Genomic DNA, 13,342 nt, shown 5'->3' on the forward strand with positions numbered 1-13,342 from the left:
ATGGCTCAGGTCGAGAAACGGCAATTCAACGTCTATCTGCCGCCCGACCTCATCAAGCGGGTGAAGCACGCGTCCGTCGACGCGGACGAGTCGCTCTCGTCGTTCGTCGAACGAGTGCTGGAGGAATACCTGTTGCGGACCAGTGAGGAACGCGAGCGATGAAGATCATGCCGATCCGCTACAGCGCGGACGTCGAGGCCATGACCCGGTTCTACGAGGTGCTCGGCCTGCGGACCGGGCCGGTGTCGCGCCCCGGCGGCTGGGTCGAAATGCCCGCCGAGGCCGGGATGCTGGCCATCCACCGGTCGTCCGGCGAAGACGTCGGCCGCTGTGAGCTGGCCTTCGAAGTCGACGAACCACTGGAGGACGTCGCGGAACGCTTGCGGGCAGCCGGATTCGAACCGGGCCCGCCGATGGACGAGGGCTACGGTCACTCGCTGCGCGTCCAAGATCCGGACGGGGTCTGGGTACAGCTGAACCGGTACGACCGAGACCTCTACACATGACCGGAATCCGGCTGGCGGTCGGCATCGTCGCGCTCGAATTCGCGGCCGCCGTCACCGGTTTCGTCGCCTCCACCTTGCTGCCCGTCGTCGCCGGCGATCTCGACGCGAGGGGCGACCTCGGTCTCCTGATCGCCGGTTCGACGCTGGGGTTGTTCGTCGCGCTTCCCTTGGCTAGCAGGGTCCTCGGCCGGCTGGGCCCTCGCGGCACGCTCGCGGTCGGGATGATCGCCTACCTCGGCGGGCTCACCCTGGCCGCGTCGGCACGGACGGCGTGGATGTTCGCCCTCGGCCAGTTCTCCGCCGGGCTCGCCAGCGGCCTCCTGGCGATTTTCGGTGTCAGCTCGGCGATCCGGCATCTCGACGACCGGCTGCGGATCCGCGTGATCGCGGCGTCGTCGGCGATGTGGATCGTGCCCGCACTGGTCGGCCCGGCCGCGACCCTCGGCCTGGAACATCTCGTCGGCTGGCGGTGGACCCTGCTGCTTCCGGTGCCGTTCGTCCTTTTTGGACGCTTGCTGGTCGTGCGTGCCGCGCGCGGCGACGCACCCGATGCCGCTTCACGGCCCTTGCTGCAGACGCTGTCGGTGCCACTGGGAGCCGCGATCGCCGTGTTCAGCGCGGGTTTCTGGCCGCTCGCGCTCGCGGGGGCGGCGATCACCGCCGCCGGGATGATCGCGATCCTGCCGCCGGGCACCGCACGGCTCCGGCCGGGAACCCCCGCCGCGCTCGGCGCGATGGTGCTGTTCGCGATCGGCTATTTCGGCGCGGACAGCCTGATCACCGTGCTCCTGACGAGCGGTTTCCAGCTGAGCCTCGGGCAAGCGGCGATCGTCCTGAGTGCCGCTCCGCTCGGCTGGGCGGTGACCAGCCTGGTGGCGGCCAAGTTCTCCTCGGCGCGCTTTCCCGTCGTGGGCCTGAGCCTGACCGCTCTCGGCACCGCGGCCGTGGCCTTCGGTGGTTCGTTCGCCATAGCCCTCGTCGCCTGGGCGGTCGCCGGAATCGGCGTCGGACTCGCTTACCCGGGCCTGTACATCAGGGCCACGACGGCGGACGCGAGCGGTTTCACCGCCGCCGAACTGGCGACCGCCGTCATCACCGCCGAATGTGTCGGGCAATTGCTGGGTAGGGCCGTCGGTGGCGCCTTGAGTTCCTCAAGCACCGGATTGTCGGCCTCGTACGGGCTTTTCGCGGCCGCCCTGGCGGCGGCCGCGTTCGCCGCGAGTCGTCAGTCGATGAGGACGTTCTTGTAGAACAGGTTCGCGTAGCGGTTGATGTTGTCCATGCTGCTACGCGATCCGAAGCCCATGTACAGCCGGGTTTCCCCGGCCAGGCTCCGGTAGATCCCGAGACCCTCCGGCTCACGGAACACCAGCGACTGCCCCGCCTTGGTCAATGCGCGGCTCTTCACGGTGCCCGTGTTCATGTCGATGCAGGTGACGTAGGAGTTGATGTCGGCGGGGTCCGCGTGTCCCGTACCGTCCAATGTGTACAGATACTGACCGTAGATGGTGTAGCCCTGGAAGGTCACCGGCACGGTCGACAGCGCGGGCTGCGCGAAATGCGCCAGCGGCGAACTGAAGTTACCGGCGGCCGCGGACGCGAGCGGGTAGACGCTGTAGAACATCTTGCCGTTTTCCTTGCGGCGTACCGCGATCCGCTTGTTGATCGGATCGGTGGCGCAGGTGATCGTGTCGCTGCCGGTGAGGAACTTCTTCACCGAAGGCGTGCCACCGTTGACGAACTTGAACCGGGCCAGCGCCGTCCCGCGGCCGGCGCTCGTGGGGTCGTCCGAGTCGCATTCCATCCAGATGTAGGAGTCGGTGCCCACCGGTTCGACCCCGATCGACACCCCGTGCCCGGCGTTGTTCAGATGCATCGAGCCCTGGATCTCACCGGAGAAGTTGACCTGGGTGACACAAAGGTCGTCGCCGGTCCCGCCGTTGCGGGCGTTCACGATGAAGATGCGCACGTTCTGGTTATCGAACGCGAAGCCCTGCATCACGTGGTGCGATTCGTGCAAGATCTTGCTGCGGAACTCGTCATAGGACGGCTTGGTGAGGTCGAACCGCTTGGACGCAGGCACCGCGGCCGAAGCCGGTCCGGCGAACACCGCGCCGGTACCGAGCAGCGCCGTCGTCGCGGCGAGACCACCACCGGCCCGCAGCAGCGAGCGCCGGGAGAACGGGGACCGGACGGGGTCCGTGGGCAGCTGCTCGGACATGGGCGCTCGCCTTCGTCGGGTTTCGCGGTCCCGATCGAAGGTTGTTCACGCTCGTACAAGATTCGTACAAACCCGGCGGTGACCCCGGCACCGCGAAGCGACTGAGCGATGCCGGGGTCACCGATCTACCTCCCCTCACACAGGGCGGCGTTGGCGACGTCGATGGCGCTCGGGTCGGTCGGGAGCTGGTTCGTGTTGGTCACGACCGACGCGAACCAGCCGTCGTCGGTGGCCAGTGTCAGCGACGCGTGCCCGGTCGGCAGGGAACCGTCGTGTCCCCAGGCCACGCCGCCGCAGGACAACTGGATACTGAACTGCCCGAGGCCGTACCCGGCGGGAGAACCCGGCGTCCACGGCACGACGGTGCGCATCTCCGTGAGGGCCTTCGGCGAGACGACCGTGCCCGAAACGAGCGCACGGTCGAACTTCGCGAGATCCGTCAAGGTGGATTCGATCGCGGCCGACGCACTCCACTTCGAGAGCTCGAACGAGGTCGTCATATCGACCCAGAAGTAGGCGCCACCGAGCTGGAAACCCTGGTATCCGGGCAGATACGGACTGGTGAGCGTGCGCTTTCCCGGCGGCGGGAACGAGGTTTCGGTCAGCCCGAGCGGTTCGATGATCCGCTCGGTGATCGCGTCACCGACGTATTTCCCGGTGAGTTTCTCGATCAGCAGGCCGAGCACCAGGTAGCCGACGTTGGAGTAATGGTAGGCGCCAGGCGCGGAGACCGGTTTGTCGTCCATCGCGGCCCGCACGAGCGTGGCCAGGTCGAACGTGCCGTCCGGTTTGGTCTTCGCGCCGGCGGGGTCGTGGGGGAATCCCGCCGTGTGGTTGAGCAGCTGCCGCACGGTGATGACGGTGCCGTCGTAATTCCCGGTGACGACGCCGGGCAGGTACCGCTCGATCGGAGCGTCGAGGTCGACGATCCCCTCGTCGAACAGTTGGAGCACGACGGCCGCGGTGAAGGTCTTGGTCTGGCTGGCGACCCGGAAATGGTCGCCGGCCGTGATGGGCCGCTGCCCGGGGGTGGTGGCCGAGCCGCTCGACAGGGTCCACGAGCCTTGGCCGTCGCCGGCGTGGACGGCCGCGCCGGGGCCCGCCTTCCGCTGGAAGCGGTCGAGCATGGTCTGTACGGCGGCGTGATCGCCGGTCTCGGCCGCCACCGCGGGCGCGACCGGCACGGCGAGCGCGACGGCCAGTGCGACACCGGCGATCCGCTGGGTCTTCGTTCCCATTCTCTTCTCCCTCAGTCTTTTTCGGAGTTCGCCGAGGCGTCACCGATCGCGGTGAGGCCTTTCTCGACGACGTCGAGCACACCGGCGACGCCTTCGAGCAATTTCACGAGGTTTTCGCCGCTGACGAGCAGTTCGCCGAGTTTCGCCGCGATCCGGCCGCCGTGTTCGACGGCGATCGCCACACACTCCGGGATCGCCTCGGCGATGCTGGCCCCGAACGTCGCGGGCGCCGCCGCGATGGCCCTCGTCATGATCGGCACGATCTTCCCGACGGCCTCGGTGATCAGGCGGGTGACGATGTCGACGGCCTGCGCCACCACCTCACCGGCCGCGACGATCGCCTTCGCGTTGGTCGCCGCGGCCTCTGCGACCGTTTTGATCCCGTCGACCAGCTTCGTCGCCGTCGCGGTGTAATCCCGCTTGGCGTCCCCGGACCATTCGCTCGTCTCGTTCTCCGTCGTGGAGCCGTAGTCCTCGGCGACGGAGTTCGCGCCCCGCGAGACCCGGTCGTGCTCGGCGGAGGGAGCCGAAACCGACCCCGGCTCGCCGCGAAGCTGCCCGAGCGGCTCTTCGAGGAACGAGATCATCGGTGTCAGGAAGTCGCACCCGGCGCTGCTCAGCGCGGACAACGGGCTCGCCGTCGAGCCGAGCATGTCGAGTGAGACGGCCGGTTCGCCGCTGAGCTCCGCGGACAGCCATTCCTTGCCGCCGACGGAATCCCGCGCGATACGCAGGTTCGCGAGCGCGGTGCTGACCTCCACCGCCGTCGTCATCGTGCGCCTCCGTCCCGGTTCAGGCGGGCGGCGTGTTCTTCGTCCGTGCTCTGATACATCCCGGCCGCCCTCCGCATGCCTCCGCCGACGTCGTCCATGACCGACGCGGTGCGGGCGAACGCGTCCCTCGTCCGGCTCATCGCGGCGCCGATGCCCGCGGTGAAGCACTGCGCGAACGGTCCGAGCGCCGTCGGCGGCATTTCACCGGGCAGTGCCGTGCCGAGTGACGACAACTGGTCGGCATGCGCGGCGAGCCGGCCCGCGTGCCGGCGTAACTGGTCGGAATCGACGGTGTAGGACCGTTCCGCGGTCATCGCACGACCTCCGGCGAGAGGTGCCGGGTGAGCCGGGTGAGTGCCGGGCCGTCGCCGAGATACCCGGCCATCACGTCGGCCATCCGTTCGCCGGCGAGACGCTGGGCCTCGCGTGCGGTGGTCACGATCAACACGGCGAGCGCGTCGGCTTCGAGTCTGCGCGCGGCGGGCGTCAAAGCGACACCCTCGAGCACCCCCGCCGCGTTGACCGAAACGGTGACCTCACCCCGGGGTGAGCGTGCCGTCGCCCCCGCCTGTTCGAGACTTTCCCGAGCCTGGCGCGCGCCGTCCGCGGCGCGTTCGAGCCGGTCTCGGTAGTCGGCGAGCCATTGTGCCGGCTCCATGGTGTTCCCCTTCCTTGTTCGATGGAACGCGTCGTCACTGGCTGGCCAGTGCCGCCGCCTCGCGTAGTGCGTGAACGAGTTCGTTGTGCCGCAACGGATTGACGCTCACCCAGCCGCGGTCGTCGTGGTCGATCCGGACTCTTCCCGAAGGACCGTCCAACCAGGAGAGTTCGAGCGGCCGTTTCTCGGCGCCCGATCGGCGCACGACACCGAGCTGGCCGCGTCCCGTCAGCGAAGGCAGCACGGTGGCGAGCGCTTCGGCGGCCGGGCCGTCCCCGGCGGCCCCCGGAGACAAGGTGATCGGCAGGGTCGGTGCGGCAGGCACCTCGGGAAGGAGCCCGGAGAGCGTGTCGGCCACCGCGTCGTACGCGACCCTCATGACGGTCACCGGGCTCGGCGCGCCACCGAGCGTCTGTCCACACAGGACCGCCCGGTCTTCGTGGATCATCGCCGCGAACCCCGTCAAGCTTCCCTTGTGGGCCAGCACCAGATCGACCGAGCCGTGGTACCCGCGCAGCGCGGCGACCAGAGCCCCGGCCAGGCCGGCGGGTCCGTCCGCCGTGGCGAGGCCACGCTCGGCCAGCGAACCACCCGCGGCGCTGAGCGATACCTCGCGTTCGCCCGCGATCCGGCCGAACGACGGAATCCGCAACGGGAACGGCAGCGGTACTCCGGCGAAGGTGGCGAGCAGATCGAGCTCCGCGAGTTCGAAGCGGCTGCCGTGTTCGTCGAACGGCGTCACGAGGCTTGCCCCCTGAGCTCGTCGCCGGAGCGCTGGTCCCGCTCTTGGTACTTGCGTTTGGCGGACGCCAGCATCTGCTGGTATTCCCGGACTTCGCGTTCCGCGGCCTTGACCTCGCCCGCGAGTCCGGAGCCTCCCGCGGCTTCCCGCAGGCGGTTCGCCAGGTACGCCGCGGGCGGCGCTGTTCCCAGCATCGGCAGCCGTTCCGCGAGCCTGCTCGCGGTGGCCACCAGATCGGCGGTGAGATCGCCGAGATCGGCCAGCGTCGTGATGCGCGCGTCGAGCAGGTCCAGCTCGACTTCGATGCCGCGCCCCGCGCTCATCGCCACTCCTGCCGGGGAAGGCCGATGACCGCCTCGCTGGCGGGTTCCGCGAGAGGGAACAGCGCGTGGTCGATCGTCGGCAGCTGGTTCGTGTGGTCGTCCTCGTCGGACCGGCCATGCGTGCCAGCGCCGACCGGAGCCGGCTGACCCACGGCGCCGGTGCGCGTCGCGGCCGGTTCGGCGGCCGTCTGCGCCGCCATCGCGCCGGGACCGACCGGCAACGCCGCCGCCCCCACTCGCACGCCGTTCGCGAGCGGGTTCACGAAGGCGCCGGCCGGGACTTGTCCGAGCCCGCCGGAGCCGGTGAGGCGCTGCCACGAAGACCCGCTCGGGGTGGTGCGCTCCGGCGAGGAGGCCGAGGCGCTCACCGTGGTGTCGCCACCGCCCGGCATGGTCGAGGCGGCCGGGATCGTGCCCTGTGCCTGCCCGATCAGCCTGCTCGAATTCGTCAGGCTCGACTCGTAGGTCCGCATGGTCTGGACGGCGCGCTGCTTCCGCAGATCGGCCGTGCCGGTGTCGGAGTAGAAGCTGAAACCGGCTCCGCCGAAGGTCCAGTCCACGAACATGCTCGTCATCGGTACGGCCGGGTCGTCCGCCGGGGCGGGCATCGTGGCCCTGGCCCACGCCAGCGCGTCGGCCGCCTGTTGCGCGGCCCGCTCGCCGGCGTGGGCGAGCTCCGCGATCTTCTCCACCCGGTCGGCGAGCACGAGAAGCCGCCGGGCCGCCTCCTCCGCGCCGCTGCCGCGCCAGCCGTCCAGCAGCGCGGTGTGCTGTTCGCGCAGCACCTCGGCGTGGTTGACCAAGGCCGCCCGGTGCCCGGACCAGTCCGCGGCGATCGTGCTGACGTCCGTGACGTCGGCGTCCTGCCACAGCATCCCGTGCAGCTCTTCGTGGCTGTAAGCCTCCCAGTTCACCTCGCCCTCCGGCGCGGTCTCGGTGCTCACCCCGGTTCCCCCTCCCACTGACCGCTTGTCGATGCGACCCATGCTGGCGGCGGGCGTGCCGGAGCCGGAAGGTCGAGCGGCGGCCATTTACGGCCGGTGGGGCTGAGCTGCGAAAAGGCCCTAGAGCTGGGCGCGGTAGGCCTTCGCGAGGTGCTGCTGCAACCGGGCGTGCCGGAACTGGTAGACGGCGCCGGACTGGCGCAGCACCCCTCGCCGGTACGCGTCGTCCAGGAACGCGGTGACGGCCCACGGCAGCTTGCGGAGCAGGGGGAGCCGCAAGCGGGTGAAGACCAGCCACTGGCCCCACGCGGTGAAGGTGATCACGTACGCGAAGGCCGTGACGAGCCCCGCGGTGAGGCCGAGCAGAGCACTGACCCTGAACGAGCGCACGAGGTGGAAGGACGGGCCCGTGATGCTCTCCAGCGCTGCCGCGGCTCCGAAACTGCCGAGGCCGATCGCGATCGCGAGCACCGGCGCGAACAACCCGACGACGCGCAGCACGGTCGAGCGGTTCGCCGCGAGCAGATCGGCGGGGCTGGTGGCGGTGGTCAGATTGGCGGGTACCTGGAGAAGGGTGAGGAGTGCCAGCAGCCCGCCGCAGACAGGGCCGAAGGCGAGCTCGAAAACGGTGACGTCGACCAGGATCAGGCGGAGGAGATGGCCGAGATCGTCGATGACGACGAGATCCGGCGACAGCGCCCTCACGAAGACGCCGACAAGGGTGACGGCGACGGCCGCCAGCACGCCGCCCGCCACACCCGCCGCGAACCTGACCGCGATCCTTCGCCGGAGGCGGGGCCGGCGTGCCCGCCGGTCGAACAGCCGCACCCGCACACGCGTCGGTTCGAGGGACCCGGCCTTGCGGACCACCAGGAACGAATACAGCAGACCGAACGGAACGGCGATCACGGCCCCGCTGGCCAGCCCGTCGACGAGGACGACGGGCCACCGGAACGGCAGGCCGGAACTGAGGGAATTGAGCGGGCTCAACACGAACCAGATGACGAGCGCCGTGGTCAGCCAGGTGGAGGCCGTGACCAGGAGGACACGCGACCAACGGGTCAGCGAGCCACCCATCCGCCACCATTCGAGGTCGCCGGTTTCCCTCCGGTCGAGGTCGTCGGCGAGGAAGCCCAGCCAGTGGCGGACCTGTTCGAGATCCCAGCGCTGCCGGACGTCGCCGGCCTCCCAGACGGTGGGGACGAAGGTGTCGAGCAGATGCTCCTCGAGCGCCTGCGCCGTCGGGAAGCGGTCGGTGTCCAGCAGACTTGCCGGATCGCGGTCGCGCGAGTCGCTGTAGACCGTACGGGCGAGCCCGACCATGAGCGGGGTTTTCAGGACCGTGGCCAGGTTCGCGGCCGGCGCTTCGGGGTCGCGCAACGCGGCCAAGACCGGATCCCACGCCGTGGCCGTTCCGCCGGGAGTGACGCGTCGCGCCGTTCGGGGCAGGTAACCGGCGAGGTCGTCGACGCCGAGGTCGGTCAGCTCGACGACGGCGGCCGACGTCAGCGTGTGGACGTTGGTGACCGCACGCTCGTACTCGTCGAAACGACTGGTCAGGAACAGCGGACCGGACAGGGAGTTGAGCGCTTCGAGCGCCGCCCGGTGCAGCCCCTCGGCGATCTCGTCGAAGCCGTCGAGGATGGGCAAGATGTACCCGGTGTCGACCAGCACGGCCGCCAACGTCGAGCCGCCGGGAGCCTCGGCGGAGAGCCCGGGATGGTCGCGCTGAAGCGTTTCGACGAGCCACGTGCGAAACGGTGTCGTGGTCGGGTCCCACGAACCGATGGTGAAGATGACCGGCACGACGCCGCCGCGATTCCGGACGGCCAGCGCGTCGAGCGCGAAACGCAGCGTCAGCACGGTCTTGCCCGCTCCCGCGCGGCCCAGCATCACCAGTTTCCGTGACGGGATGCCGCGGTAGATGTCCGCGATGTCGCCGATCTCGCCGGACAGGTCGAGCGGCGCGGCGGTCACCCCGTGCGGAACGCGGCAGATGTTGTCCCAGTGGTCGGCGAGGTCGGCCGCGATCCGCCACCGCACGGGCAGGGGGAACGGATCGTGCACGCGGCGCAATTCCTCCTCGCGCCGGAGGCGGGTGGCGATGATCGTGGCCAGATGGTCGGCCGCTTCGGTCACCTCTTCGGGCACGATGACGAGGGAAGGGGCCGGAACCACCGGTGTTTCGACGGTGTCCTCGGGCGGCGCTTCGACGGGCTCGTCCGGCTGCCTGCCGTCGGCGGCGGCGAGGAGGTCGGCGCGTTCCTGCGGGGTGATGCCGAGTGCGTCGGCGAGCAACGTCACGGTGCCGACGCGCGGGTCGGTGCCCCCACCGGTTTCGAGACGGCGGATGGTCCGCACCCCGACCCCCGCGCGGGCGGCCAAGCCCTCCTGAGTCAGACCTGCCCGGCGGCGGGCGTCACGAAGGAGAACGCCGAACCGACCGGCCACGGGCGACGTCCCTCCAGATGCGCTGTGCGACTGGTGATCATCTTAGTAGCGGACCGGCCACGAACGGGAGACAGTAAGCCTGGTCGGTACCCGCGCGAATCCGCTCTTTCGTATTCGTTGATTCCGGTATGTTTCGTGACGAAATCGGCAAGAAAACCGGGCGGCCGTGAAACGCGAAAGACCCGCACTTTCAGAAAGTGCGGGTCTTTCGAACTGTGGAGCTGAGGGGAATCGAACCCCTGACCTTCTCGATGCGAACGAGACGCGCTACCAACTGCGCTACAGCCCCTGGTGAAGCTTGCCCCTCGTTTGGAGCTCCATGAGCCTATCAGTGGCTCATGGAGCCCCGAAACGCGGGGGTCACTCTCCGGCTGCCCGGCGGAAAGGCCTGGTCCCGGGCTCGTCGAGTTCGTGGAAGGCCGGGTCTTCGTCGTCGAGGTCGACGACGACGGCTTGGCGCCGGAGGCGGGACATCGGGGACGGTTTGCGTTCCACGACGGCCGGGCGTTCGGTGGCGACGACCTCGATGTCCTCACGGGACTCGTGCGCGTCGTGGTCTTCGTCGTCGACCGCCGGGCGGCGCGGGGCGCGGGTGTTGTTGAAGCGGGCGAGGCGCCGCTGCCGGATGTCGTTCTCGATGCGGACCTGGCGGCGCAAGTACGCCAGGTAGCCGATGAGGACGGCGTCGACGACACCGTTGGCCCACCAGACCGTCGGGGTCAGGAAGCCGGCGACGGCCGCGGTGGTGACCACCAGCACCAGGAGCGCGATGACGACCCGCTGCCGGAACGCGTATTTGGCGCGGGCGGCGATGTCCGCCGCCTCCGGGTCGAAGCCGCCGCGGCCGGGACGGTAGCCCGCGCCTTGGCGTTCTCTTTCCGGGCGGGCCGTGTGCGAGGGCTGGGGAAGCGGTTCGGCTTCCGGCTCCTCGTCCTCGAGGTCGGCGTCGAGCTCCGCCTCGAGTTCGGCCAGGTCGTCTTCTACCGATGGTTCCGTGTTTTCCGCCATCGCGAACTCCTCCGGTCCCTCGTGGCGTGTGCTCCCGCTCCGCACGACTCGCGCCGCCAAGGCCGAGTCCGTCGTCCGTGCGACCTGCTGGCGCTTGCGGGCGACCATGGGCACGAGAACGACGAGCCATGCCGCTGCGAGCGCGACGATGATCACCGAACTGGGCATCTCCCGTCACCTCCCCCGATCCACTGCTGTAGTCACGCTAGCCACAACAGTCACACACGCCGCGCAGACTCGCCGGTTTCGATCACGGAAAATGCATCACCAAATTAGGTGAATCTCACAGCTTGTGGTAACGCGGTCACTGGAACGTCCCCGTAACGGGGTCAAACGCGCTCCGCGAGGCCCTTCGAGACGAGCCTTGAGACCAGTCCGTCACCGGTCTCCTCCTTGGTGACGGCGTAGCAGAAATGGTCCCGCCAGCCACCCGCGACATCGAGATAACGCTCGAAAAGTCCCTCTTGCCGATAGCCCGCTTTGGCGAGAACCCGCAGGCTGGGAGTGTTTTCGGGGCGGACGGTCGCCTCCAGGCGGTGCAGCCCGCCGAAGTCGAAGACGTGGTCGGTGACGAGGGCGACGGCGCCGGTCGCGACGCCGCCGCGGACGATGTCCGATGACACCCAGTAGCCGATCCAGGCCGATCGGAGCGACGCCCGGATGACGTTACCCACAGTGATCTGCCCGGCGAAGCGTCCATCCACCGTGATGGTGAACGGGAGACATTGACCGCGCCTGGCCAGGCCGCGCAGTGCCAGCCATTGGGACGGCCATGACCAATACGCGTTGCGATCCGGCCAGGGCCCGACGCCGGTCGGTTCCCACATTTCCAGGTGCTCGCGATCGCGCAGCCGGACGCGGCTCCACTCGCCGGCGTCGCGGAGGCGGACCGGCCGGACGGCGAGGATCCCGGCGGGCACCCGGAGTGGGCCCAGCTTGGCGGGCCAGCCCGGATGCCTGCTTTCGATCGGATACGCGACGCCGGAAATCGGTGCGCCCATTACGCCCGCTGGGCCAGGAAGGTCACCTTGACCTGCTCGCCCGCGGCGACCTCGGTGAGGTCTTCGTCGATGTTGATCAGGCAGTTCGCCTCGGCCAGCGACGCGAGCAGATGCGCGCCGGAGGTGCCGAGCGGCTGCACCAGGTACTCGCCGTTGCCCTCGTCGCGCAGTAGTTGCCCGCGCAGGAACCCTTTCCGGCCCTTGGTCGAGGTGATCGGGGAGAGCAGCCGCGCGCCGACGATCCGGCGGTGCGGGTTGCGGGTGCCGCGCGCGGCGCGGATCAGCGGGCGGACCAGCACCTCGAACACGACCAGCGCGCTCATCGGGTTGCCGGGGATCAGGAACGTCGGGACCGAGTCGGGACCGAGCCTGCCGAAACCCTGCACGGAGCCCGGGTGCATGCCGACGCGGGTCATGTCGATGTGGCCGAGATCGGACAGCGCGGCGTGCACTTCGTCGCCCGCGCTCCCGCCGGCGCCGCCCGCGACGACGACGATCTCCGACATCAGCAGCCGGCCTTCGACGATCTCTCGCAGGCGTTTCGGATCGCCGGGGACGATGCCGACGCGGCTCACCTCGGCACCCGCGTCCCGCGCGGCCGCGGACAGCGCGTAGGAGTTGACGTCGTAAACCTGTCCGACCGACGGGGTGCGGTCGATGTCGACCAGTTCGTCGCCGACGGAAACGATCGAAACCCGGGGTCGCGGGTAGACCAGGACCTTCGCGCGGCCGACCGCGGCGAGCAGGCCGACCTGGGCCGAGCCGATGGTGTCGCCCTTGCGCACGGCGACGTCGCCGATCTGTACGTCTTCGCCGGTCCGGCGCACGTATCCGGCCGACGGCACCGACCGGTGCACGGTGACCTTGGCCTGGTGACCGTCGGTGTAGGCGGTCGGGACGACGGCGTCGGCGAGCGTGGGCAGCGGCGCGCCGGTGTCGACCCGCACGGCCTGCCCCGGCTGCAGCCGCCGCGGCTGGCGGGAACCGGCGGCGATCTCGCCGACCACCGGCAACTGCACCGGCTCCTGGCCCGCGGAGCGGACGTCGACGCTTCGCACCGCGTAGCCGTCGACGGCGGCCTGGTCGAAACCGGGCAGCGCGTGTTCGGCGACGACCTCTTCGGCGCACAGGAGGCCCTGGGCCTCGGAGATGGCGACCCGGACCGGACGTGGACGTACCGCCGCGTCCAGGGTCAGGGAGATCTGATCCTCGACGGAACGGAACTGTCCCGCGTCTTCGGTCTCGGCCGCTTCGGCGATGGGTTCCGTCATGACTGGGGGATCTCGATCCGTTCGTTCGACCAGGCACGCGTTGAAGGCCCGTCGGTGAACTGAAGTTCACCACCGTTACCAGGAGTGATGCGGTCCGAAGCCGCGGAAATCGCCCGATCGGGCAAGCTCCTCGTGGTCCGTGCCGCCGGGGTGGTCGCTGCGCCTGTCATAGGCGTGAAGCCTAACCTGACCACGTGGTCGAGCCC

15 protein-coding genes and 1 tRNA gene are annotated in these 13,342 nt (G+C 69.5%); 3 read left to right on the top strand and 13 right to left on the bottom strand.

What is annotated here, in order from left to right:
* The 3 genes from AJAP_RS03640 to AJAP_RS03650 are packed head-to-tail and all read left to right on the top strand — an operon-like array spanning position 1 to position 1,756.
* Positions 1 to 162, top strand: a complete 162-nt coding sequence (locus AJAP_RS03640) for a hypothetical protein (RefSeq protein WP_016337362.1) — start codon at positions 1 to 3, stop codon at positions 160 to 162.
* Complete coding sequence (locus AJAP_RS03645; RefSeq protein ID WP_038508158.1) at positions 159 to 506, top strand: VOC family protein; 348 nt, start codon at positions 159 to 161, stop codon at positions 504 to 506. Before AJAP_RS03640 ends, AJAP_RS03645 begins: the two co-directional genes overlap by 4 nt.
* On the top strand, positions 503 to 1,756 hold the full coding sequence (locus tag AJAP_RS03650) for an MFS transporter (protein ID WP_038508160.1): 1,254 nt from the start codon (positions 503 to 505) through the stop codon (positions 1,754 to 1,756). Before AJAP_RS03645 ends, AJAP_RS03650 begins: the two co-directional genes overlap by 4 nt.
* Here the strand turns inward: AJAP_RS03650 and AJAP_RS03655 are convergent.
* The 13 genes from AJAP_RS03655 to glp all read right to left on the bottom strand — a co-directional run bounded on the left by AJAP_RS03655 (position 1,732) and on the right by glp (position 13,136).
* On the bottom strand, positions 1,732 to 2,727 hold the full coding sequence (locus tag AJAP_RS03655; RefSeq protein ID WP_038508162.1) for a phage baseplate protein: 996 nt from the start codon (positions 2,725 to 2,727) through the stop codon (positions 1,732 to 1,734). The two genes, AJAP_RS03650 and AJAP_RS03655, sit on opposite strands and share 25 nt — an antisense overlap.
* 125 nt (positions 2,728 to 2,852) lie before the next feature.
* Entirely contained in the window at positions 2,853 to 3,965 is a 1,113-nt protein-coding gene (locus AJAP_RS03660) for a serine hydrolase domain-containing protein (RefSeq protein ID WP_038508163.1), read from the bottom strand.
* An 11-nt stretch (positions 3,966 to 3,976) separates the two neighbouring features.
* Complete coding sequence (locus AJAP_RS03665) at positions 3,977 to 4,738, bottom strand: hypothetical protein (protein ID WP_051972333.1); 762 nt, start codon at positions 4,736 to 4,738, stop codon at positions 3,977 to 3,979.
* On the bottom strand, positions 4,735 to 5,052 hold the full coding sequence (locus AJAP_RS03670; protein ID WP_038508165.1) for a WXG100 family type VII secretion target: 318 nt from the start codon (positions 5,050 to 5,052) through the stop codon (positions 4,735 to 4,737). Before AJAP_RS03670 ends, AJAP_RS03665 begins: the two co-directional genes overlap by 4 nt.
* Positions 5,049 to 5,396: a YbaB/EbfC family nucleoid-associated protein gene (locus AJAP_RS03675; protein WP_038508166.1), complete on the bottom strand. Its 348-nt coding sequence runs from the start codon at positions 5,394 to 5,396 to the stop codon at positions 5,049 to 5,051. The genes AJAP_RS03670 and AJAP_RS03675 overlap by 4 nt, the downstream gene beginning before the upstream one ends.
* Positions 5,397 to 5,430: 34 nt before the next feature.
* Complete coding sequence (locus AJAP_RS03680; protein WP_038508168.1) at positions 5,431 to 6,138, bottom strand: ESX secretion-associated protein EspG; 708 nt, start codon at positions 6,136 to 6,138, stop codon at positions 5,431 to 5,433.
* A complete protein-coding gene (locus AJAP_RS03685) occupies positions 6,135 to 6,461 on the bottom strand; it encodes a hypothetical protein (RefSeq protein ID WP_038508169.1) in 327 nt (108 codons plus the stop codon). The genes AJAP_RS03680 and AJAP_RS03685 overlap by 4 nt, the downstream gene beginning before the upstream one ends.
* On the bottom strand, positions 6,458 to 7,405 hold the full coding sequence (locus AJAP_RS03690) for a hypothetical protein (RefSeq protein ID WP_174491994.1): 948 nt from the start codon (positions 7,403 to 7,405) through the stop codon (positions 6,458 to 6,460). Before AJAP_RS03690 ends, AJAP_RS03685 begins: the two co-directional genes overlap by 4 nt.
* A 120-nt stretch (positions 7,406 to 7,525) precedes the next feature.
* Positions 7,526 to 9,790 (bottom strand): helix-turn-helix domain-containing protein, encoded by a 2,265-nt coding sequence (locus AJAP_RS03695; RefSeq protein ID WP_267284134.1) that lies wholly within the window; start codon positions 9,788 to 9,790, stop codon positions 7,526 to 7,528.
* 282 nt (positions 9,791 to 10,072) lie between these two features.
* Positions 10,073 to 10,145, bottom strand: a tRNA-Ala gene (locus tag AJAP_RS03700).
* Positions 10,146 to 10,216: 71 nt separating this feature from the next.
* Positions 10,217 to 11,032: a divisome protein SepX/GlpR gene (gene sepX / locus AJAP_RS03705; protein WP_038508173.1), complete on the bottom strand. Its 816-nt coding sequence runs from the start codon at positions 11,030 to 11,032 to the stop codon at positions 10,217 to 10,219.
* A gap of 161 nt (positions 11,033 to 11,193) precedes the next feature.
* A complete protein-coding gene (locus AJAP_RS03710; RefSeq protein ID WP_016337357.1) occupies positions 11,194 to 11,865 on the bottom strand; it encodes a GNAT family N-acetyltransferase in 672 nt (223 codons plus the stop codon).
* Positions 11,865 to 13,136: a molybdotransferase-like divisome protein Glp gene (gene glp / locus AJAP_RS03715; protein ID WP_038508176.1), complete on the bottom strand. Its 1,272-nt coding sequence runs from the start codon at positions 13,134 to 13,136 to the stop codon at positions 11,865 to 11,867. Before glp ends, AJAP_RS03710 begins: the two co-directional genes overlap by 1 nt.
* Positions 13,137 to 13,342 lie beyond the last annotated feature (206 nt).

Source organism: Amycolatopsis japonica (assembly GCF_000732925.1).
GTDB lineage: Bacteria > Actinomycetota > Actinomycetes > Mycobacteriales > Pseudonocardiaceae > Amycolatopsis > Amycolatopsis japonica.

Coding starts and splice junctions, on each gene's coding strand:
- AJAP_RS03675 (WP_038508166.1), bottom strand. CDS start 5,396: ATGGAGCCGGCACAATGGCTCGCCGACTACCGAGACCGGCTCGAACGC.
- AJAP_RS03650 (WP_038508160.1), top strand. CDS start 503: ATGACCGGAATCCGGCTGGCGGTCGGCATCGTCGCGCTCGAATTCGCG.
- AJAP_RS03665 (WP_051972333.1), bottom strand. CDS start 4,738: ATGACGACGGCGGTGGAGGTCAGCACCGCGCTCGCGAACCTGCGTATC.
- AJAP_RS03670 (WP_038508165.1), bottom strand. CDS start 5,052: ATGACCGCGGAACGGTCCTACACCGTCGATTCCGACCAGTTACGCCGG.
- AJAP_RS03655 (WP_038508162.1), bottom strand. CDS start 2,727: ATGTCCGAGCAGCTGCCCACGGACCCCGTCCGGTCCCCGTTCTCCCGG.
- AJAP_RS03645 (WP_038508158.1), top strand. CDS start 159: ATGAAGATCATGCCGATCCGCTACAGCGCGGACGTCGAGGCCATGACC.
- AJAP_RS03710 (WP_016337357.1), bottom strand. CDS start 11,865: ATGGGCGCACCGATTTCCGGCGTCGCGTATCCGATCGAAAGCAGGCAT.
- glp (WP_038508176.1), bottom strand. CDS start 13,136: ATGACGGAACCCATCGCCGAAGCGGCCGAGACCGAAGACGCGGGACAG.
- AJAP_RS03640 (WP_016337362.1), top strand. CDS start 1: ATGGCTCAGGTCGAGAAACGGCAATTCAACGTCTATCTGCCGCCCGAC.
- sepX (WP_038508173.1), bottom strand. CDS start 11,032: ATGCCCAGTTCGGTGATCATCGTCGCGCTCGCAGCGGCATGGCTCGTC.
- AJAP_RS03685 (WP_038508169.1), bottom strand. CDS start 6,461: ATGAGCGCGGGGCGCGGCATCGAAGTCGAGCTGGACCTGCTCGACGCG.
- AJAP_RS03660 (WP_038508163.1), bottom strand. CDS start 3,965: ATGGGAACGAAGACCCAGCGGATCGCCGGTGTCGCACTGGCCGTCGCG.